Here is a 21,809-nt window from a genome sequence, read left to right on the forward strand (position 1 = left end):
TTAGGGAGGACACCATGCGTTTCACCACAAAGTCTATGCTTATGGCATTGGCAGGAACCACCATGCTTGCCGGCGCTGCATCCGCAGAGCTGACAGGCGAGCTGAAGATTTTCCTCGATACATCCAACCCCGCACCGCGTGCGACTATGGAGAAGATGATCGCGGACTTCGGCGCAGAGCATCCCGGCCTCGAGATTTCGACCACCGTGATCGACCGCGAAGCCTATAAAACTCAGATCAGGAACTTCCTGACGGCAGACAGCCCGGACGTTGCAACCTGGTATGCAGCAAACCGCATGACACCCTATGTGTCCGCCGGCCTCTTTGAAGACGTATCTGACCTCTGGGCCGAGCCTGAGATCGCCGAGAACCTGGCATCGACCAAAGGCGCGATGACCATCGACGGCAAGCAGTGGGGTGTGCCGTACACGTACTACCAGTGGGGCATCTATTACCGCAAAGATATCTACGAAGAGCTGGGCCTGAACGAGCCGTCCAACTTTGACGAGATGAAGTCCAACTGCCAGGCGATCGTTGATTCGGGCCGCAAGTGCTACACCATCGGCACCAAGTTCCTGTGGACCGCAGGCGGCTGGTTTGACTATCTCAACATGCGGACCCACGGCTTTGATTTCCACATGGAACTGGCCCAGGGCAACGTGAAATGGACAGACGACCGCGTCAAAGAGACCTTCGCCAACTGGCGTCAGCTCATCGACATGGGTGCTTTTGTTGACAACCACCAGAACTACTCCTGGCAGGAATCGCTCCCCTTCATCGTGAACGGTGAGGCAGCAGCGATCCTCAAGGGCAACTTTGCCGTCGCACCGCTGCGCGAGGCAGGTCTGGATGACAGCAAGCTGGACTTCTACCAGTTCCCGGCAATCAACCCGAACGTTGAACTGGCAGAAGACGCGCCGACCGACACGTTCCACATCCCGGCAAACGCCTCCAACAAGGAAGCCGCGCGCGAGTTCCTGCGGTTTGTTGTGTCTGCCAACGTGCAGACAGAGATCAACAACGGCGCGAACCTGGGCCAGCTGCCCGTAAACGCGCAGTCCGCCGTGGATGATGACAAGTTCCTGAACGAAGGCTTCACCATGCTGTCCCAGAACAGCCCCGGTGGTGTAGCCCAGTTCTTTGACCGCGACTTCCCGGCCGAAATGGCTGCTGAAGCCATGCAGGGTCTGCAGGAATTCATGGTCTTCCCGGATAACCTGGACGACATCCTGGCACGCCTCGATAAGGTACAGGAGCGGGTTTACAAGTAACCCGGTTCCGGCCCGGGCGCTTCGGTGCCCGGGCCCACCGCTGACCGGCGCAGCCGCCAGCGCGGGCCCGCCCTGCCCGCTTTGCCGCCTGTCCCGTATCCACTCTGGGAGGAGAACCCGCCATGACCGATACACCGGCACAACAGGTCGCCGCACCACAGCGCAGCTGGTACAAGCGCAATGAGATTGCGGTGACACCCTGGCTCTTTCTCGCCCCTGCGATCCTGTTCTTTGCGTTCTATGTGATCTGGCCGATCTACCAGTCGATCGCGATCTCTTTTTACGACTGGGACGGGCTGGGAGAGGCACAATACGTCGGCATGGCCAATTATGTCGAACTGATGGATGACAGCGCCTTTGAGGTCTCGCTCTGGAACAACCTGAAATGGTTGCTGTTTTACCTGCTGGCGATTCCGGGCGGGCTCTTTATCGCGCTCTTCCTGAACCAGACCGTGACGGGCATCCGCATCTACAAGTCCCTGTTCTTCTTTCCCTTTGTTCTGTCTCAGGTCGTTGTCGGCCTGGTGTTCTCGTGGTTTTACCTGCCGAACGAGGGGCTGCTGAACGGTGTCCTGGGCCTTGTCGGTCTGGGTCCGGTCAACGTTCTGGGTGATCCCACGATGGCCACCTATGGCATCATCGCTGCAGGGCTCTGGCCCCAGACGGCATATTGCATGATCCTCTATCTGACCGGTCTGAACGCTGTGGACCCCGAGCAGATCGAAGCAGGACGGCTGGACAATGCCAAGGGCTGGAAGATGCTGTGGTACATCATCATCCCGCAGCTCAAGCCTGCGACGTTTATTGCCTTTGTCGTGACAATTATCGGCGCACTCCGTTCCTTTGACCTTATCTCGATCATGACCAACGGTGGTCCTTTCGGTCAGACGCGCGTGCTGTCGTTCTATATGTTTGAGAAAGCGCTGTCGGAATACGGGTTCCGCATGGGCTATGGCGCCGCGATTGCGGTTGTGCTGTTCCTGATTATGCTGGTCTTTATCGCATATTTCCTGTGGTCCATGTGGTCCGAGGAGAAGCGCCGATGACCCGTCCGGAGTTCGATGATCTCTGTGCAGAGCACCCCGGGGCGGTCCTGTCCGGGCCCGGCGAACTCGACGCCTGGAAAGTAGGCGGCAAGATGTTTGCCTGCTTTGGCCACGAAGAGAAACGCAGCGTGAATACAGAACATGTTGCGGTGAAATGCCCTGACACGGACACCGCTGCCATGCTGATCGACGCAGGTGCCGCAAAAAAGGCTCCTTACTTCCACCGGTCCTGGGTGCAGCTCGACCTTCCCACTCTTGAGGAAGACGAAGCACAGCACCGCATTGCCATCAGCTACGACACAATACGACGTGGTCTGTCAAAATCCGTCCGGGAGGCGCTCTGATATGTTTCCGACACCGATCGAAAAAACACCCCGTTCCTGGCAGCTGACCTATCAGTCACTGCTGCCTCTTGCACTGATCATGTGGCTTTTGCCGCTTATCGCCGTGGCGATCTTCTCAATCAAACCGGCATCTGATTTCACCCAGGGCAATTACTGGGGAATGCCGTCGTCTTTCGAGCTTTTTGCCAACTACGGGCAGGTTTTCTTCAACTCGGACATGCCGCGTTACATGCTGAACTCGGTCTTTATCACGGTACCTACCGTGATCGGTGCCGTGGCGCTTTCCTGCCTCGCGGGGTTCGCTCTGGGCGTCTACAAATTCAAATCCAACATCTGGATTTTCTTTATGTTCGTGGCGGGCAACTTTGTGCCCTTTCAAATCCTGATGGTACCGGTGCGGGATCTGACGCTGGACATGGGGCTCTACAATACCAAGACCGGCCTCGTGCTCTTTCACGTCGCGTTCCAGACCGGCTTCTGCACGCTGTTTATGCGCAATTTCATCCGCGCTCTGCCGTACGAGCTGATCGAGGCGGCGCGCGTCGAGGGCATCGCAGAATGGAAAATCTTCTGGTATGTGGTGATCCCGCTGATGAAACCTGCGATCGCCGCGCTCAGCGTGCTGATCTTTACCTTTATCTGGAACGACTATTTCTGGGCCGTGGTGCTGACGCAGGGGCCGGAAAGCCAGCCAGTAACTGCCGGTATCACCTCGTTTAACGCCCAGTTCCGCGCCGCCTATCATCTGATGAGCGCGGGCTCGATCGTGGCTGCCCTGCCACCGGTGCTGATGTTCTTCCTGATGCAGCGGCACTTTATTGCAGGTCTGACCCTGGGGGCCGTAAAGTGACACAAAGCTGGCGGCTGGATGACGAGCGCCAGACGCTGGCGCTCGCCTCTACAGGTGGGCTGTGCCCACAGGTGATTTACTGGGGCGCGCCCCTGCCCGCATCCGAGGACCTGACCCAGCTGGTGCAGACCGCCACGCTGGATGTCACGGGCGGCATGCTGGACGAGAACCCGGATCTGTCGATCTGTCCCGAAGCATCACGCAGCTTTCCCGGCCAGCCGGGTCTGGTGGTGCGCGACCAGGACGGCACACCGCTGCTGCCCAAGTTCAGACTGAAAGAGGTCAACGAGGCGCCGCAGGCGCTGACCGTGGTCTGCGAGGATACCGCAAACCGGCTGACGTATGAGGCGCGGTTTTCGCTGGACCCGGAAACCCATGTAATCGAAATGAGCGCCCGGCTGCACGCTGACAGGCCATTGCACCTGCACTGGCTCGCGGCCCCCGTATTGCCGGCGCCCCAGCATTCGGACGATATGATCGATTTCGCCGGGCGCTGGTGCGGCGAGTTTCAGATGAACCGGACCGCGTGGTCACCCGGTATCCGCTACCGCGAGAACCGCACCGGGCGGACGGGGCACGAACACTTTCCCGGTCTGATGGTGCCCGCACGCGGGGCCACCAATGCTACCGGCGAGACCTTTGCCTTTCACTATGGCTGGTCTGGCGGGCACCGCATGATCGCCGAAGAGCTGCCAGACGGACGCCGTCAGATCCAGTTTGGTCACGCCGCCCGTATGGAAACGGCGCCGGCCACTGAATTCCGCACGGCACCGCTGTATGCGGTCTATTCCTCGGACGGTCTGAACGGCTGTGCTGTTTCCTTCCAGCGCCATCTGCGCGACCGAATCGTGACCTGGACCGACAGCGGTCGCCCGCGTCCGGTGCATTATAACTGCTGGGAAGCGGTCTATTTTGACCATGACCTGCCCAAGCTCAAGGATATTGCGACTCGCGCCGCCAGCCTTGGCGCGGAACGGTTCGTGCTGGATGACGGCTGGTTCGGTCAGCGGGACGATGACACCTCCAGCCTGTCAGACTGGGAGGTCGATCCGCGCAAATACCCGGACGGTCTGGGGCCACTGATTGATCACGTCCACGCCGAGGGTATGACATTCGGTATCTGGTTTGAGCCGGAGATGATCAATCCCAACAGCAACATTCACCGCGCCCATCCGGACTGGGCGCTGGGGTCTGAAGACCAGATCCTTGGCCGGCAGCAGAAGGCGCTGAACATGGCGCTGCAAGAGGTGCGCGATTTTCTCTATGACCGCATCGGCGCCCTGCTGGCTGCGCATCCGATCGACTATATCAAGTGGGACCACAACCGTGTTCTGCCGATGCCGGATGCCGCTCAGACACGCGGCTCCTATGCGCTGATCGACCGGCTGCGTGCTGATTTTCCGCATGTGGAGATCGAAAGCTGCGCGTCCGGCGGTGGCCGGATTGATTTCGGCATCCTGAGCCGGACACAGCGTGTCTGGCTGTCAGACAGTAATGATGCGCTGGAGCGGCTGATCATGCAGCACAACGCAGCACTCTATCTGCCCTCCGTTGTCACCGGCAGCCATGTGGGGCCGCGCCACTGTCATACCTCCGGGCGCACCCTGGATATTGAATTCCGCGCGTGGGTCGCCGCCCAGCGTCATATGGGGTTCGAGATGGACCCGCGCGAACTGACCGACCACGAGGCCAGTGTGCTGCGCGAGGTTACCGGATGGTGGAAAGACAACCGCGACTGGATGTATGATGCAGATATCCTGCGGCTGGACGCCTCGGACGCGTCGGTGATCGCCGAACAACAACAGGCCCGTGATGGCAGCAGGTTTGTCGTGTTTGCCGGCAAGTCCGGCACATCGCCGCAGATCGCGCCGCGCCCGTTGCGGATGACCCGACTGGACCCGCAGGCACGCTACGAGGTCAGCCTCGTTAACCGTGCCTCTGCCCCGGCGCTGTCACGCGGCAAGCTGCGACTGAAAGACGGTGCTGTCACCCTGACCGGGACGGCGCTGATGCACAACGGGCTGACCCTGCCCTGGCATTTCCCTGAAACCATGTGGGTGCTTGAAGGGCGGCGGCTCTGACCGGCCGACGCTTTTCGCGCCCTCTTACAACAAGGCTCTCCAATGTCCCAGACTGCAACATTTCACGATCTGAAAGGCGCATCCGTCTATATTACGGGCGGTGGGTCCGGCATCGGCGCAGACCTGACGGACGGCTTTATGGCGCAGGGCGCGCAGGTGGCTTTTATCGGCCGCTCGGATGCCAGCGCGTTCGTAGAACAGATGGCCGAAAAACACGGACGTGCGCCGCTGTTTTTTCAGGGGGACATTACCGATACGGACAGGCTGCGCGGTACCATTGCCGAGGCCGCCGCGGCCCACGGCCCTGTTCAGGTGCTGGTATCCAATGCCGCCAATGACAAACGTCACAACTGGCTGGAGCTGACACCCGGGGAATGGGACAGCCTGCTTGCGGTGAACCTCAAGGCCTATCTCTTTGCCGCCCAGGCGGTTGCACCGGGGATGATTGCCCGCGGGGCCGGATCGATCATCAACTTCAGTTCCATCAGCTATATGATGGGTAACGCAGGTTACCCGGCCTATACCGCGGCAAACGGTGGCATAACGGCCATGACCCGCAGCCTTGCCCGTGAACTCGGTCCGGACGGCGTGCGTGTAAACGCCCTGGCGCCTGGCTGGGTGCTGACGCAGAAACAGCTCGACAAATGGGCCACGCCGGAAGGTCTGGCGGCACATCTTGAACGACAGTGCCTGAAGACTCACCTCGTGCCGCAGGATATCGTCGACGCCACGCTTTTTCTTGCCTCAGAGGCAAGCCGGATGATGACCGGCCAGTGTATGGTTGTTGACGGCGGCGTGGTAACCACCGGATAAGCAGCGCATGAACGACACCGTGACACCAGACTGGATTGCCGTTGACTGGGGCACCACCAACCTGCGGGCCTGGGCCATGCGGGGCACGCGGGTTCTGGACCGTGCGTGTTCCGATGAGGGAATGGGCAGTCTGTCGCAGGACGCGTTTGAGCCGGCGCTGAAAGCGCTGGTCTCGCCCTGGCTTTCACATGGTCCGGTGCCGGTCATCGCCTGCGGCATGGTCGGATCGCGGCAGGGCTGGGTAGAAGCGCCCTATCGTCAGGTGCCATGCGCCCCCGCAGAAAGCGCACTGACACGCGCCCCGGCGTCCGGTGATCTGTCCGTCCATATTGTCAGCGGCCTGTCGCAGACCACCCCACCGGACGTCATGCGCGGCGAGGAGACCCAGATTGCAGGCTTTCTGCAACTCAATCCGGGCTGGGACGGCGTGCTTTGCCTGCCCGGCACACATACCAAATGGGTGCACCTGAGCGCAGGCGAAGTCGTCAGTTTTCAGACCTTTATGACAGGCGAACTTTTTGCGCTTGTGAGCGGAGCCTCGGTCCTGCGTCATTCCGTATCCGGCGAAGGCTGGGACAGTGACGCTTTTGAGGCTGCTGTGGGCGACACCCTGGCACGACCGGAAAAACTGGCCGGCAGGCTCTTTGGCCTGCGCGCGGGACAGCTGCTCACCGGAACCGATCCTTCAACGGCCCGCGCTGCTCTCTCCGGTCTGCTTATCGGCGCAGAACTGGCAGCCGCCCGACCCTACTGGCTGGGTCAGAACATGGCCATTCTCGGGACCGGCACTCAGGCCTGCGCCTATCGGGATGCGCTGGCACCTCAGGGGGTCAGCTGCCTGATGGTCGATACAGAACGTGCAACCCTGGCCGGACTGACAGCGGCCCGCAGACTGCTGAAAGAGACAACATGACCCTGCCCATTATCGCGATCCTGCGCGGCGTAACACCTGCCGAAGCTCCGGCCATCTGTGCCGCCCTGATCGACGCGGGGATCACTCAGATCGAAGTGCCGCTCAACTCACCTGATCCTCTGGACAGCATCGCCGCTCTGGCGCGTCAGTTCGGCGATACAGCCCTGATCGGCGCGGGAACTGTTCTCAGCACACAGGACGTAGCAGATGTGGCTGACGCAGGCGGCAAACTGATTGTCTCGCCTGACTGCAAACCGGAAGTCATCCGCGCGACCAGGGCACGCGGCATGCAGAGCTGGCCAGGTGTGTTCACCCCCACTGAAGCCTTTGCGGCGCTCGATGCCGGAGCTGACGGGCTGAAACTTTTCCCCGGCTCCATGGCCGGCCCGTCGGGTCTTCAGGCAATGCGGGCCATTCTGCCACCGGGCACCCGGGTCTATGCTGTGGGCGGCGCAGGGCCGGACAATTTCTCTGACTGGATTGCCGCAAGCGCGGACGGTTTCGGCATGGGGTCTGCAATTTACAAACCAGGCCTTACCGCAGCAGAAGTGGCAGAGCGTGCGACCGCAATCGTCAATGCCTGGCGCGCAGCCACCTCATGAATGTGCGCGTCTTTGACGAGCGGCACTGCCGTCTGGGAGAAGGCGCGCTCTGGCACCCGCTGCGCAGGCAGCTGTTCTGGTTCGATATTCTCGACCGAAAGCTTCTGACGCGTGAAAACGGCGCAGAAAAGAGCTGGGCCTTCGATGAAGAGGTTTCTGCCGCGGGCTGGATCAGCCAGACACAGCTGCTGATCGCCTCCGCTTCGGGCCTGTGGTCCTTTGACCTTGATAACGGCAGCCGGCAAAAGCTCTGCCCCCTCGAGGCAGGCAACAGCGTCACACGCTCCAACGATGGCCGTGCCGACCCCTGGGGCGGATTCTGGATCGGAACAATGGGTCGCAATGCCGAGCCCGGCGCCGGATCAATCTACCGCTTTCATCAGGGCCAGCTGCGCCGCGTCGTCGCCGGCATCACTATTTCAAACGCGATCTGTTTTGCACCGGATCGTGGCCATGCCTTCTATACCGATACAAAGACGTCCCAGATCATGCAAATACCGCTGGATCGCAGTGGCTGGCCGGCCGGAAACGCCCGCGTCCACATTGACCTTTCAGAAGACGGGCTGGCACCGGACGGTGCCGTGACGGCCGCTGACGGAACGCTCTGGGTGGCACAATGGGGCGCCGGACGGGTCGCGGCGTATCGCGATGGCGCCTTCGTCCGTGCGGTCGATCTGCCAGCCGATCACATCACCTGTCCGGCCTTTGGGGGCAATGACCTCACGACACTCTTTGCGACATCCGCGACCCAGGGTATTGCCCGGCAGGCGCTGTCGGGTGACCATGCCCACGGTCAGACATTTGAAATCACCGGTGTGGCCCGGGGCCTGCCCGAACCAGGGGTTCTGTTGCTATGAAACGCAGCCTTGGCGTCTGCTACTATCCCGAACACTGGCCCCGCCCGATGTGGGAACAGGATGCCGCCGACATGGTCGCAACTGGCATCTCATGGGTACGGATCGGCGAATTTGCGTGGAGCCGTATCGAACCCGTGCCCGGCCAGTATGACTTTGACTGGCTGGATGATGCCATAGCAGTGCTGAGCGACGCAGGCCTGAAAGTCATTCTCGGCACCCCGACCTGTACACCGCCGGTCTGGATGACCGAAAGATTTCCGGACATGTTTGCGCGGGACGCGCAGGGGCACGTGCGCGGTTTCGGCTCGCGGCGGCACTATTGCTTCAGTCACAGCGGGTACCGCGAGGCGGCGGCAGAAATCTGTCGCATTCTTGGCGACAGATATGGCCGTGACCCCCGCATTCACGCCTGGCAGATCGACAATGAATACGGCTGCCACGACACCATCCTGTCGTGGTCCGATACCGCGCATGAGGCATTCCAGACCTGGCTGGCCAACCGTTATGGTACGATTGATGCGCTGAATACGGCCTGGGGCAATGTGTTCTGGTCGATGGAGTACAGCAGTTTTGAGCAGATCGGCCTGCCCAACCTGATGGTAACCCAGCCGAACCCCAGCCATGAACTCGCGTTCCGCCGATTCAGCTCTGATCAGGTGGTGCGCTGGCACGAGGCGCAGGTCGCAGCACTGCGTCCGCGCACCGACGCACCACTGGTGCACAATTATATGGGCCGTGTGCTCGATTTCGATCATTTTGAGGTCGGATCATCCATCGATATTGCGAGTTGGGACAGCTACCCCATCGGGTTTCTGTCTGACCGGCTGGAGGGCACGCCCGAACACAAGGCACGGTATCTGCGGCAGGGCGATCCGGATATGCAGGCCTTTCACCATGATCTTTACCGGGCTGTCGGGAACGATAATCGCTGGTGGGTGATGGAACAGCAGCCCGGACCGGTCAACTGGGCACCTTATAACCCTGCACCACTGCCTGGCATGGTGCGCCTGTGGTCATGGGAGGCCTTTGCGCATGGCGCGGAGGTCGTGAGCTATTTCCGCTGGCGTCAGGCACCTTTTGCGCAGGAACAGATGCACGCCGGTCTGCGCCGCCCGGACAACGCACCCGCGCCCGGGCAGCACGAGGCCGAAACGGTCGCGTGCGAACTGGCCGAAATGCCCGACACGGATATCGCCCAGGCGCCCGTGGCACTGGTGTTCGATTATCCGTCGGAATGGGCCTGGAGCACACTGCCGCAGGGCGCTGATTTCAGCTATTTCCGTCTGGTGCTTGATACCTACCGGGCGTTGCGGCGGCAGGGACTGTCGGTGGATATCCTGCCCTCGGACACGACTTCGCTGGCGGGCTATGCGCTCGTGCTGATCCCCGGCATGGCGTCTGTGCCCGCCCCCCTGATGGCTGCAATTAAGGGGCAGACCGTGCTGCTCGGCCCCCGGACGAACGCGGTCACCGACGAGCTGTGCATCCCGCAACCAATGGGCCCTGCTATACCGGGCTTTGATGTAACGGCCACACGGGTCGAAAGCCTGCCACCAGGCATCAGACGCCCCGTGGCACCCGGCGGTGCAGTTTTGCGCTGGGTCGAAACACTGGAAGGCAGTGCAAACGTCAGTCTGGCTGATGCGACGGGCGCGCCCATGTTGATGTCAGATGGGCAGACACACTACCTCGGTGCATGGCCCGACGATGCTTTGTGGTCAGAGATCGTAACGCGGCTCGCTGGTGAGGCCGGCATCGAAGTCACCCCCCTGCCCGAAGGCTTGCGGCTGCGGGATACGCAGCACCACAGATTTGCGTTTAATTACGGGCCGGAGCCGGTGGTATTCAACGGAGAGACGATCCCGGCGGCTGGTGTCGTCTGGTGGCCGCGTCAGACCACTGAGCGGGCGTAGGCCAGACACCCCAAAAGCGCTGCTTCATCCTGTGTGATCACCGAAACCCGAACAGGCTGCATCGTCTGCTTGACTGTGGGCTGTTCGTGAAGCGTTTCGATAAATGTGTCTCTGGCGGGGCTGCTCAACAGCCCGCGAACCACTGAACCGGCCAGATAAATCCCGCCGCCCGACATATAAAGCAGCCGCAGGTCCTGCACGAAAGCACCCAGCATCCGGGCATAGACCATCGTTGACGCCAGGGCGGCACTGTCACCGGATGAGGCCGCGGCCATCACTTCGCTGGCATCTTTTTTTGGCGTGCCAGTGGCTGCTGCATGCAGTTCAGCGAGGCCCGGGCCACGTACCGCATCTTCGGCACACCGCACCCATCCGGCGGGCCCGCCGATGTAGTCTTCCATGATCTTCTGAACGCGCGACGGCAGGCTGCACAGGCCAGCCTCTGCTCTGAGGCAGATGGTCTGGTCACCGGCTCTGAGCACCGGGCTCACGTTAAAACCGGTGCCTGCACCAACAACCAGACGCTGGTCCTGATCGTTGGCAGGCGCCTGCAGAACAACCTCGGCACCTTCTTCACCCAAACTGTCAAGAGCGTATCCCAGTGCACTGAGATCATTCAGCAAAAAGGCAGCGGCATTCGTATGTTTTTCAGCCAATGCGTGGGTGTCAAAATCCCAGCCCCGGTTTGTCAGCCGCGCTTTCGTGCCATTTACCGGTCCTGCCACCGCGACGGTCAGGGCCTCGACGTTGGCGATGTTCTCAGAGGCGACATAATCCTCCAGTGCGGCATCGAAACTGGCGTAGTTGTCGTTGCGATACCGGCGGACACCGGCAGGGTCGATCATGCCGTTCTGCGCTGTCGCAAAACGCACATTCGTGCCCCCAACATCCGCCAGTATCAGTACCATCCGCCCTTGCCTTCAGACAAATCTGTTTACGTAGTTTTCAAGGATCTCCTGCCGCCCGGATCTGGGCTGCGGGTTGATACCCTGCTCCACAACCGTTGCGGAGATGCTTTCCAGGCTCTCTGACGTCAGCCAGCTTTGCGCCTGATCACTCTGCCACCCCGCATAACGTGCCGACCGAGCCTCTTCAAGCCCGCCATCTTCCAGCATTGCAGCTGCCGCTTTGAGACCGCGCGCACATACGTCCATTGCGCCGGCGTGCGACGCGATAAGGTCAACCGGATCAAGGCTCTGGCGGCGCAGCTTGGCGTCAAAGTTTGTTCCACCGGTCGTAAAGCCACCCGCCTTCAGGATTTCATAATATGCCAGCGCGACTTCCGGCACCGAGTTCGGAAACTGATCTGTATCCCAGCCAGACTGATAGTCGTTGCGGTTCATGTCGATGGAGCCAAGGATGCCAAGCGATGCGGCCATCGCAAGCTCATGCTCAAAGCTGTGCCCGGCCAGAATGGCGTGTCCCTGCTCAAGGTTCATTTTCACTTCGTTCTCGAGACCGAAATCCTTGAGAAACCCGTAAACTGTAGCAACGTCATAATCATACTGGTGCTTTGTCGGCTCCTGCGGTTTGGGTTCGATCAGGATCTCGCCCGAAAAACCGATCTTGTGTTTGTAGTCGACAACCATCTGCAGCATGCGACCCGCCTGCTGCCGCTCCTGCGCAAGGTCCGTATTGAGCAGTGTCTCATAGCCTTCACGCCCGCCCCAGAGCACGTAGTTCTCGCCCCCGAGGCGATGCGTTACGTCCATACAGGATTTAATTGTTGCCGCAGACCAGGCGAAAACTTCGGGATCAGGGTTGGTTGCCGCACCGGCCATGAAGCGCCTGTGCGAGAAAAGATTGGCCGTACCCCACAGAAGACGCGGACCGCCAGCAGCCATTTTTTCTTCAAGATAGTCTGCTATCTCATTAAGGTTTCGTGTGTTTTCAGAAAAATCTGAACCCTCGGGCCGGATGTCTGCATCATGAAAGCAGTAATAGGGCTGCCCAAGCAGGGCAAACATCTCAAAGGCGACATCTGCTTTCAGGCGGGCCAGATCCATGGTTTCGCCAAACCACGGACGGTCAAAGGTCTGGCCGCCGAACGGATCGCCGCCAGGCCAGGCAAAACTGTGCCACCAGGCGATGGCAAACCGCAGGTGTTCCGACATCGTTTTGCCGGCAACCACCTCATCGGGATTGTAGTGGCGGAAGACCAGCTGATCAGCCGGCGCGTCCGGTGCATAGCGGAGCGGTTCTGTTCCGGCGAAAAAATCTGTCATAGGGCCTCCTTAAGGGCATGATATGCGGCGCGATAGCGGGCATGGCCCGCAGAAAACGCGTCCAGAAGAGCTGTATCCGGCACTACGGTTTGTGCGATGCGTGGCGGCGCAGCCAGTTCGGCACCGCCCCCGGTCACGGCCATCTGCGCCAGACGCGCGGCACCGAAAGCTCCGCCAAAATCGCCCGCTTCGGGCACGTCGACGGGCATGTTCAGCGCTGTGGCCAGTGCCTGCAGCCAGTACCCGGACCGGCTGCCACCTCCGACGGCCACCAGGCTGTCGATACGCGTTCCTGTGGATTGCAGGGCGTCAAGGCAGTCTGCAAACGCAAAACTGACGCCTTCCAGAACGGCGCGGGTACCGGCCTCTTTGTCCGTCGCATGTCCGAGGCCCAAGAATGCCCCGCGTGCTGCGGCGTCATTATGCGGCGTTCTTTCGCCGCCCAGATACGGCAGGAACAGCGTCTGCGACGGCGCCTGCAGCATCCCGAGGCTTTCCGTCAGTGTCGCGGCGTCAGACCCCACCAGCGAAGCATACCAGTTCAGCGAATCTGTACAGGCAAGTATGACACCCATCTGGTGCCACAGGTCCGGCAGCGCATGGCAGAACGTGTGGACCGCGGCAGGCGCATCAGGCTGATAGGCACTGCTTGCCGCAAAAAGCACACCGGATGTGCCGAGCGACACAAAGGCCTGCCCGGGGCGGACCACGCCCATCCCCACCGCCGCGGCCGCGTTGTCACCTGCACCACCTGCCAGGATCACATCCGGGCGCATGCCCCAGCGCTGTGCCAGATCGGCGCGCAGGGTTCCCGTGGGCTCAGACCCTTCGACAAGGCGTGGCATATGTTTTCGTGAGAGACCCGACGCGGCAAGCAGTTTATCCGACCAGTCACGCGCACCGGTATCGAGCCAGCTGGTACCAGCGGCGTCCGACATCTCAGATACCGCCTCACCTGTAAGCCAGAACCGAAGATAATCTTTAGGAAGCAACACCCTGGCACACTTTGCAAACACTTCAGGCTCATTTGCAAACACCCATGCAACTTTGGGTGCTGTAAAACCGGGAAACACGATATTGCCGGAAATGTCCCGCCAGTCGGGATCTGCATCCATGGCAGCGGCCTGTGCATGGCTGCGCGTATCGTTCCAGAGCATGCAGGGTCGCAGTACGTCACCCGCCTGATCCAGAAGCGTCGCGCCATGCATCTGGCCGCTGATACCGATGCCACGGACTGCGGACAGATCATGATCCTGCCCCAGCGAGGCGATCACGCTTTCCGTTGCCGCCAGCCAGTCGGCAGGCCTTTGCTCTGACCAGCCATCGTGCGGACGCTGTACCGTCAGGGGTGCGGTGGCCTCTCCGGCCACGTTCTGATCGTTATCCGTCAGAACGCCCTTCAGTCCGGAGGTGCCAAGGTCCAGTCCCAGATACATGGATCAGGCCGCCTTGTCGGGTTTCTTGCCCATGATGATCATGCTCAGAATATCGTCTTCAGTCACATCCTCGACACGCTCTGTACCGATGAGTTTTCCGTTTTTCATGACGGAAACGCGGTCACACAGTTCAAGCATCTCGCGCGTGTCATGGCTGATCAGGAAGATGCCCAGTCCCTGCTTTTTCAGCTCCTGGATGAGTTCTGCCACCATCTGTGTTTCATGGACCCCGAGTGCTGCTGTTGGCTCGTCCATGATCAGGATTTTCGCATTGAAGTAAACCGCTCTGGCAATTGCAACAGACTGCCGCTGGCCGCCGGAAAGCGCTGAAACAGGCTCCTTCAGCTTGCGGAAGTTCGGGTTCAGCCGCGCCATGATCCTGCGTGTTTCGGCTTCCATTTTGTCGTCATCGACAAAGCCCATCCAGTTTGTCAGCTCCCGCCCCAGAAAGAGGTTCGACGCGGCATCAAGGTTATCCGCCAGCGCGAGCGTCTGGTAAATCGTTTCAATATTGTAACGGCGTGCGTCACGGGGACTGGCGATATGGGCCTGTTCACCTTCCACGAAAATCTCGCCGCTGTCGGCCTTGTAGGCGCCCGACAGGATTTTGATCAGCGTGGATTTTCCAGCCCCGTTGTGGCCCAGAAGTCCGACCACCTCGCCGGGGTTGACGTGAATTGAAACGCCATCCACAGCGCGCACTCCGCCGAAAGAGATCGAGATATCGCGCATTTCACATAAAGGTGCCATCAGCGGCCTCCGGTCTTTTTACGGTAAATCGTGTCGATCAGGACGGCGGCCACAAGAACTGTGCCCACGACGATGTTCTGAAGGGGGGCATCAACCCCCACCATGGCCATACCCGACTGCAGCGACTGCATGATCAGCGCCCCAAGGATCGCTCCATAGATGGTACCGATGCCGCCCGCGAGAGCCGTGCCGCCGATCACGGCGGCTGCGATAACGCGCAGCTCATCCAGCGTACCGATATCGTTGGAGTGGTTTGTCAGGCGGGCCGAGGCAACGACCGCTGACAGCGCGCAGAGAAAGCCCATCAGCGCAAAGATTTTGACCGTCAGCATCCGCGTGTTGATGCCGGACAGCTCTGCGGCATCCGGATTGCCGCCCGTTGCAAAGATGTAGCGCCCCAGCCGGGTGCGTTGTGCGATGAGTGTCATGGCCACCGCCACAGCGATCAGGAGCAAAACAGACAACGGCAGACCATAGGCTGCGGAAAAGCCCTCCGGCATTGTCTCGCCGCGCGCCTCAAACATGCGTTCCAGGCGGCGTTCGGGGATCTGATATGCATTCAGTATGGCGATAAAGCCCATGATACCGGCCGCAATAACAGCCGCGATGGTTGCTTCCGCCCAGGCAGGTTTTACCGGAAAGTCATGTGCAATCTTGGCACGACGTGCGGACCAGAGCGCCCAGAGCGCCCAGACGACCGCAACAATGCCGAATATCCAGCTCCATGTTTCTCCGAGGGTGCCGTTGATCCCACCCAGCTTCATGAAGGTCGGGTCCAGCGGACCAATCGTCTGTCCGCTTGTCTGATACCACGCAACGTTGCGCCATACGAGCAACCCACCCAGCGTGACGATAAAGGCAGGGATCGCAAGATAGCCCACGAGCCAGCCCTGAAACGCGCCAACAACGGAGCCGACAATCAGGCCTGCGGCAATCGTGATCCATGGGGTGAGCGGGTGCCCGAGCCCAAGACCGAATGCGTCCGGCAGATAGCGGGTCTGCAGCATCGCCATAAACGCCGAACAGGTCGCCAGCAGTGCGCCGACCGCCAGATCAATGTGGCGGGTGACAATCACAAAGACCATACCCGTTGCCATGATCGCGACGCTGACCGTCTGAATAGTCAGGTTGAAAATATTCCGGGGCGTCAGAAAGCGCCCTTCAGTCAGTATATTAAAGCAGATACAAATGACCAGAAACGCGCCGATCATGCCCAGAAGCCGCGTATCGACCTCCAGCGCCTGAAAGCCTGTGCGTTTCTTTACCTGTGGTGCGGATACATCCGTCATGGCGCGCTCCGGGAGGGGTAAAACAAGGGGTTTGCCCGCGCCGGACCGGCGGGGCATCGCAGGGTGGACGGGCCCCGGAGTGGGGCCCGCCGGTTTTCAGGGAGAATTAGTTACAGGGAGCCGGGCCGCCGGAGACGCCCTGGCAGAGTGCTTCCTGTGTGATCCAGCCCGCATCAACGACAGCGGACAGGTTCGCAGCGGTTACCGGCACGGGTGCCAGGAAACGTGCTGTCATTTTGGTGCCACCGGGGGACGTCCATTCCTGGGCGCCGTCCACAGCGGACATTTCGGTGCCTTCTGCGAGGGATACCGCGATTTCTGCGGCGGCTTTGCCCAGATCACGCGCGTCTTTCCAGACCGATACGGTCTGAGTGCCCTTGGCCACACGGTTCAGAGCGGCATGATCGCCGTCCTGACCAGAAACCGGGATGCCTTCCATGCCCTGTGCGGTCAGGGCAGCAACAACACCGCCAGCAGTACCGTCGTTGGACGCCACAACAGCATCAACATTGTTGTCATTTGCTGTCAGGATCTGCTCCATGTTGCGCTGTGCGTTCGCGGGCAGCCAGCCGTCTGTATAGGCTTCGGCAACGATGTTGATCTTGCCGGCGTCAATGGCGCCCTGGAGGATTTCCTGCTGACCACCGCGCAGGAAGTCTGCGTTCGGATCAGTGGGCGAGCCTTTGATCATGACGTAATTGCCTTCGGGCAGCGCCTCAAGCACGGCACGGGCCTGCATGCGACCCACCTCGACGTTGTCAAACGTCAGGTAAAAGGCGCGCGGATCTTCGATCAGGCGGTCATAGCCAACTACCGGAATGCCTTCGTCTGCGGCGGCCTGAACAGCCGGGCCGATTGCTGCGGCGTCCTGCGCGAGAATGATCAGAGCGTCAACGCCCTGAGCAATCAGGCTCTCAACGTCGGACAGCTGTTTTGCAGAGGAGCTCTGCGCATCAGCGGAAACATAAGCCGCGCCTGCAGCTTCCAGAGCCGCTTTGATCGCCGCTTCGTCGGTTTTCCAGCGCTCTTCCTGGAAGTTCGACCAGCTGACGCCCACTGTCATCGAGTGGCCGTCTGCCAGCGCGGTCGTTGACAGTGCGGCCGACAGGACGACTCCCATAATTGCAATTTTCTTCATTCTATCCTCCCAAGGGACATCTCAGTGTCTGTTGATGCCGTTTCTTTGTTTTGGCATGGCAATAAAGATTGACTGTTTTAATTCAGCTGTCAAAATAAATTTGTTCATTTCGCGCAAATTTCTTGTGCGAAACTGGCTCAGACTGATGTGATTCCTATAGAATGCGGTAATATTCCGGATTAATTTTTGAGGAACTGAATAAATGAATGTGGAACTGACGCGCGGTGCGGAAACCGGATTTCCTGCCGGCTGTGGCCCGATCCGCCCCGAATCAGAGGCGCCTTCCAGCAGTCTGCGCCACCGTGTTTTCGAATGCGTCCGCTCTGCAGGGCAGATACCACGCATTGATGTCGCCAAACAGCTTCGCGTCAGCCCGGCGTCTGTGACCACCGTCGCTGGCGAATTGCTGGACCTGGGCCTGTTACAGGAAAACCCCGACAGCAGCCGGGCCACAACGCGCGGTCGCCCCCCTGTCGCGCTCTCCGTCGTGCCTCAGGCGGGCTATGTTGTCGGAATCAAGCTTTCGCGCACGCGCCACACGGCGCTGCTGGTGGATGCAGCAGGCGAGCCGCTGGCCCAGTTCAGCCTGGAAACAGATCAGAGGCGCCGCACGCTTGATCAGGTTCTCGAAGAGACCGGGCGCGTATTGGACGCCCTGCTGAAACAGACCGATCTGCAGCGGGCCGACATTTCGTGCATCGGGCTGGGGATGCCCGGCATGATCGAATACAGCACCGGCCGGATGGTATGGTCGCCGCTGTTGACCGAAACCGACCGTCCACTCCGCGCCCTTGCCGAGGATATGTTCGGTGTGCCCGTGGCCGTCGACAACGACGCCAATCTGGTGACCCTGGCCGAACTGTGGTTCGGCAAAGGTCGCGCGATGGCGGATTTTGCTGTTGTGACGATCGAACAGGGCGTTGGTATGGGGCTTGTGCTGAACCACCGTCTGTACCGCGGTGCCGGATCTCTGGGGATGGAGCTGGGCCACACCAAAGTGCAGCTGGACGGTGCCCTTTGTCAGTGTGGCCAGCGCGGGTGCCTTGAGGCCTATGTCGCCGACTACGCACTCGTACGCGAAGCCTCCACGGCGCTCGATACCGTCACAGATGCCACCATGGGCGCGGATGTGATGCTCCAGCAGCTCTACGAACAGGCCAAGGCAGGCAACGAGGCCGCGCGCATCATTTTCCGTCGTGCCGGGCGTTTTCTCGCACTCGGACTTGCGAATGTTGTGAACCTCTTTGACCCTTCGCTCATCATCCTGGCCGGAGAGCGGATGCAGTACGATTACCTGTATGCGGACGATGTGATGGGCGAAATGCACCGTCTGGCGCTCAACCGCCCCGAGGATTCTCCGCAACAGGTCGAAACCCACGCCTGGGGAGATCTGATGTGGGCGCATGGCGCGGCCGCGCTCGCGCTTTCCGAAGTCGCGGACACAATGGCAGAGGGCCGCACATGAGGTGGCTGGCCCTTGTCTGCAGCGCGCAGGTCGCCTCGGCGGATGTGCTGTTTGAAGACGTCTCCGATCAGCTGCCGGCGCATATTTATGACGGCGGCTGGGAGCATTTCGTCGGTGGGGGTGTCGCGGTTTTTGACTGCAACGGAGACGACCTGCCGGACCTGCTCGCTGCGGGTGGCGAGAACCCTGCCCGTCTGATGCGCAATACCGGCGGTCTGCGCTTTCAGGATGCGCCACTGCCCGAACTGACCGGCACAACCGGCGCCTGGCCGCTGGATGCCGACGGAGATGGCCACCTCGACGTGATGGTGCTTCGGGTGGGCGAGAACCAGCTGCTGCGCGGGGACGGGGCCTGCGGACTTACGCCCGTCAACGATCTGCTGGGGTTCGATGGGGGCGACGCCTGGTCAACCTCTTTTTCGGCCACCTGGACGGACAACGGCCCGGTGATGGCGGTGGGGAATTACGTTGATCGCAATGACCCGGATGGTCCCTTTGAGGCCTGTGATGACAATCAGCTTCACCACTGGGATGGCACTGGTTTTTCATCCACCACGCTGAGCCCCGGGTATTGCGCCCTCTCTGCCCTGTTTGCACGTGACGCCACAGGCACAACCCGCCTGCGCCTGTCAAACGACCGCCACTACTATGTGCGCGGTGGCAGTGAACAACTGTACGACATCGACGAGGGCCGGTTTCTCGGCCCTGGCGACGGCTGGGCGGATGTGCAGCTCTGGGGTATGGGCATTGCCAGCCGCGACATTACCGGTGACGGCGTCTCTGAGGTGATGCTGACGTCTATGGGCGACCAGCTGATGCAGATTGCCGGTGCAGACGGCACCTATCAGGCCGCCCCCTATTCAATCGGCACCTATGCCCAGAGACCGCATATCGGCGACGACGGCCGGCCCTCTACCGGGTGGCATGCAGAGTTTGGTGATATCAACAACGACGGCCGCCCCGATCTTTTTATCGCCAAGGGCAATGTCGATCAGATGCCGGGTCTTGCAATGGAAGACCCCAACAGCCTGCTGCTGCAACAGGCCGACGGGACGTTTGCAGAAATCTCTGTCGCGGCGGGTGTGGCCACCACTGCAAGATCGCGCGGCGCGGCTCTTGCGGACTTCGACAGTGACGGACGGCTGGATCTGGTGGTCATGAACCGGCGCGCGCCCATCGAGCTTTATCGGAATGTTACCCCGCAGACCGGGAACTGGCTGCAGGCGGAACTGCGGGCCCCGGCACCGAATACGCGGGCCGTTTCGGCGCTGGTGACCGTCGAAACAGCCCGGCAGAGCCAGGTTCAGGAGGTCACTGTGGGCGGCGGTCACGGCGGAGGACAGGCCGGGCCTCTGCACTTTGGCCTGGGAACCGCTGAACAGGCCCTGGTTACTGTTACCTGGCCAGACGGTACGCAGACACGTCAGTCCGTCAGGGCGAACCAGCGTCTGGTCCTGCGCCCCTAGCGGTCTACCGGAAGGCCACTTGGCACCTTCGCGGGAATACCGAGCCGTCCTTTTATAGCTGCTTCGTCTGTAAGACTGTCCAGAAACGCCACCAGCGACGCCACATCCCCGGCGCTGAGGTCCACGCTCCCCCGGACAACAGCCGATCTGAGCAGGGCCTGTTCGGTCGGGTTATTGTGATGCCGCCAGTCGTCCGCGCCTGCCAGGTCCGGCAGATCGACGGAACCCGGATCAAAGCCGTCAAAGGCCGACGCGGGATCTGCGTGATAGGCAATGAATGCAGCGAGATCCGCGTGGCTGCCCGTATGCCCCCAGGGTCCGGTGGCGGTGACATTACGCAGCGATGGCGTGCGGAACGCATAGGCGTCTTCCGCTCTGCCGGTGACCCGCATCCGGCCTGTGTCCCGCACATGGTTTTCAAAACGCGCAGCTTTTCCCGGACCAAACTGCGGCACGCCCATCGCATGAAAGCTGTGGTCGGTCTGGAAGCTGCCACTGTGACAGTCCCCGCACTTTGCCTCGCCGTAAAAGAGCTCCATGCCGGCAACAGCGGCATCGCCGAGCGGTGCGCCTCCGCGCAGGAAGGCGTCAAACGGGCTGGTGTCCGACCGCCATTCGAAGGCCATGAAAGCAGCGACAGCGTCCGAGATATGAGTAAAGCCGAACCCATCCACATCAGGGAACGCCGCCCCGATCAGGGGCGCATAGCCGGGAGTGTCCCGCACCCGTGCTGCAAGCAGATCCCAGGCTCCGTCAGGTCCGGTAATGCGCCCCTGACGTACAGCTTTGCTGATCTCATTTTCGCTGTAGTGACCCGCCATTTCGTCGGCGCTCAGGACGGGAAACATCGTCTGCGCGGACAGCAGGCTTGCGAAGCCCTGGTTCATTTCCGCGCCCATAGGAGTACGGATGCCCCCCGGCTTGTCCGCGTCGACCTCAATACGGCCATCGTGAAAAAGAACCGTGAACTCCCGCGCGCCCAGATTGAACAGGGCCGGCGCATTCCGGGGGATGCGCTGTTCGGGCATGTTGTCGGGGTTAGCGACCCGATCCGGCCCCAGTCCCTGCCCCCCCTCGCCCAGTGACAGAGCAACGCCGTCGCCGGTTCCGAATTTCGGGTGATGGCAGGTCGCGCAGGAGATATTCCGGTTTCCGGAAAGGATCGGGTCGTAGAACAGCATCTGCCCGAGACGGACCTGTTCCATGTCTGTCGGCACGTAATCTGCATCCGTCACCGGTGCGGGCGGGCCTGCCATGACAGTTGTGCCCAGAAACATCAGGGTGCCGAATATCTTTGCGCGCATTGGTCTTTTCCGTTGTGATCGGTTGCGGCTCCACGCCGTCAGGTTC

General features: G+C 60.8%; 19 protein-coding genes. 12 read left to right on the top strand and 7 right to left on the bottom strand.

Features of this window, described 5'->3' with window-relative positions; all coding sequences use genetic code 11:
- Nucleotides 1–14 precede the first annotated feature (14 nt).
- The 10 genes from Q0792_RS04710 to Q0792_RS04755 all read left to right on the top strand — a co-directional run bounded on the left by Q0792_RS04710 (nucleotide 15) and on the right by Q0792_RS04755 (nucleotide 10,690).
- Nucleotides 15–1,271: an ABC transporter substrate-binding protein gene (locus Q0792_RS04710; protein WP_298836922.1), complete on the top strand. Its 1,257-nt coding sequence runs from the start codon at nucleotides 15–17 to the stop codon at nucleotides 1,269–1,271.
- A 122-nt stretch (nucleotides 1,272–1,393) separates the two neighbouring features.
- A complete protein-coding gene (locus tag Q0792_RS04715; RefSeq protein WP_298836924.1) occupies nucleotides 1,394–2,317 on the top strand; it encodes a carbohydrate ABC transporter permease in 924 nt (307 codons plus the stop codon).
- Nucleotides 2,314–2,661, top strand: coding sequence for an MmcQ/YjbR family DNA-binding protein (locus Q0792_RS04720; protein WP_298836926.1), 348 nt, complete (start codon nucleotides 2,314–2,316; stop codon nucleotides 2,659–2,661). Before Q0792_RS04715 ends, Q0792_RS04720 begins: the two co-directional genes overlap by 4 nt.
- Before the next feature lies 1 nt (nucleotide 2,662).
- Nucleotides 2,663–3,511, top strand: a complete 849-nt coding sequence (locus Q0792_RS04725; protein WP_298836928.1) for a carbohydrate ABC transporter permease — start codon at nucleotides 2,663–2,665, stop codon at nucleotides 3,509–3,511.
- Nucleotides 3,508–5,592: an alpha-galactosidase gene (locus Q0792_RS04730; RefSeq protein WP_298836930.1), complete on the top strand. Its 2,085-nt coding sequence runs from the start codon at nucleotides 3,508–3,510 to the stop codon at nucleotides 5,590–5,592. The genes Q0792_RS04725 and Q0792_RS04730 overlap by 4 nt, the downstream gene beginning before the upstream one ends.
- Before the next feature lie 42 nt (nucleotides 5,593–5,634).
- Entirely contained in the window at nucleotides 5,635–6,405 is a 771-nt protein-coding gene (locus Q0792_RS04735) for an SDR family NAD(P)-dependent oxidoreductase (RefSeq protein WP_298836932.1), read from the top strand.
- Between the two features lie 7 nt (nucleotides 6,406–6,412).
- Nucleotides 6,413–7,318, top strand: a complete 906-nt coding sequence (locus Q0792_RS04740) for a 2-dehydro-3-deoxygalactonokinase (RefSeq protein ID WP_298836934.1) — start codon at nucleotides 6,413–6,415, stop codon at nucleotides 7,316–7,318.
- Nucleotides 7,315–7,920, top strand: a complete 606-nt coding sequence (locus Q0792_RS04745; RefSeq protein WP_298836936.1) for a 2-dehydro-3-deoxy-6-phosphogalactonate aldolase — start codon at nucleotides 7,315–7,317, stop codon at nucleotides 7,918–7,920. The genes Q0792_RS04740 and Q0792_RS04745 overlap by 4 nt, the downstream gene beginning before the upstream one ends.
- Nucleotides 7,917–8,777 carry an SMP-30/gluconolactonase/LRE family protein gene (locus tag Q0792_RS04750; RefSeq protein WP_298836937.1) on the top strand — a complete coding sequence of 287 codons (861 nt, stop codon included), beginning with the start codon at nucleotides 7,917–7,919 and terminating at the stop codon, nucleotides 8,775–8,777. Before Q0792_RS04745 ends, Q0792_RS04750 begins: the two co-directional genes overlap by 4 nt.
- The gene (locus tag Q0792_RS04755; RefSeq protein WP_298836939.1) at nucleotides 8,774–10,690 is read left to right on the top strand and encodes a beta-galactosidase; all 1,917 of its coding nucleotides are present in this window, start codon (nucleotides 8,774–8,776) and stop codon (nucleotides 10,688–10,690) included. Before Q0792_RS04750 ends, Q0792_RS04755 begins: the two co-directional genes overlap by 4 nt.
- Here Q0792_RS04755 and Q0792_RS04760 read toward each other — a convergent pair.
- The 6 genes from Q0792_RS04760 to xylF all read right to left on the bottom strand — a co-directional run bounded on the left by Q0792_RS04760 (nucleotide 10,669) and on the right by xylF (nucleotide 17,528).
- On the bottom strand, nucleotides 10,669–11,598 hold the full coding sequence (locus Q0792_RS04760; protein WP_298836941.1) for a glucokinase: 930 nt from the start codon (nucleotides 11,596–11,598) through the stop codon (nucleotides 10,669–10,671). The genes Q0792_RS04755 and Q0792_RS04760 overlap by 22 nt on opposite strands.
- A gap of 12 nt (nucleotides 11,599–11,610) precedes the next feature.
- On the bottom strand, nucleotides 11,611–12,915 hold the full coding sequence (gene xylA / locus Q0792_RS04765) for a xylose isomerase (RefSeq protein WP_298836943.1): 1,305 nt from the start codon (nucleotides 12,913–12,915) through the stop codon (nucleotides 11,611–11,613).
- Nucleotides 12,912–14,351 (bottom strand): xylulokinase, encoded by a 1,440-nt coding sequence (xylB, locus tag Q0792_RS04770; protein ID WP_298836945.1) that lies wholly within the window; start codon nucleotides 14,349–14,351, stop codon nucleotides 12,912–12,914. The genes xylA and xylB overlap by 4 nt, the downstream gene beginning before the upstream one ends.
- Nucleotides 14,352–14,354: 3 nt before the next feature.
- Nucleotides 14,355–15,101, bottom strand: a complete 747-nt coding sequence (locus Q0792_RS04775) for an ATP-binding cassette domain-containing protein (protein ID WP_298836947.1) — start codon at nucleotides 15,099–15,101, stop codon at nucleotides 14,355–14,357.
- On the bottom strand, nucleotides 15,101–16,390 hold the full coding sequence (locus Q0792_RS04780) for a sugar ABC transporter permease (RefSeq protein ID WP_298836949.1): 1,290 nt from the start codon (nucleotides 16,388–16,390) through the stop codon (nucleotides 15,101–15,103). Before Q0792_RS04780 ends, Q0792_RS04775 begins: the two co-directional genes overlap by 1 nt.
- 106 nt (nucleotides 16,391–16,496) lie before the next feature.
- Nucleotides 16,497–17,528 (bottom strand): D-xylose ABC transporter substrate-binding protein, encoded by a 1,032-nt coding sequence (xylF, locus tag Q0792_RS04785; protein ID WP_298836951.1) that lies wholly within the window; start codon nucleotides 17,526–17,528, stop codon nucleotides 16,497–16,499.
- Nucleotides 17,529–17,730: 202 nt separating this feature from the next.
- Here xylF and Q0792_RS04790 point away from each other — a divergent pair, with 202 nt between their 5' ends.
- Entirely contained in the window at nucleotides 17,731–18,993 is a 1,263-nt protein-coding gene (locus tag Q0792_RS04790; RefSeq protein ID WP_298836953.1) for an ROK family protein, read from the top strand.
- Nucleotides 18,990–20,459: a CRTAC1 family protein gene (locus Q0792_RS04795; protein ID WP_298836955.1), complete on the top strand. Its 1,470-nt coding sequence runs from the start codon at nucleotides 18,990–18,992 to the stop codon at nucleotides 20,457–20,459. The genes Q0792_RS04790 and Q0792_RS04795 overlap by 4 nt, the downstream gene beginning before the upstream one ends.
- Here the strand turns inward: Q0792_RS04795 and Q0792_RS04800 are convergent.
- Nucleotides 20,456–21,763, bottom strand: a complete 1,308-nt coding sequence (locus Q0792_RS04800; RefSeq protein ID WP_298836957.1) for a cytochrome c peroxidase — start codon at nucleotides 21,761–21,763, stop codon at nucleotides 20,456–20,458. The two genes, Q0792_RS04795 and Q0792_RS04800, sit on opposite strands and share 4 nt — an antisense overlap.
- Between the last annotated feature and the right edge of the window lie 46 nt (nucleotides 21,764–21,809).

Source organism: uncultured Roseobacter sp. (assembly GCF_947495025.1).
Lineage (GTDB): Bacteria > Pseudomonadota > Alphaproteobacteria > Rhodobacterales > Rhodobacteraceae > Roseobacter.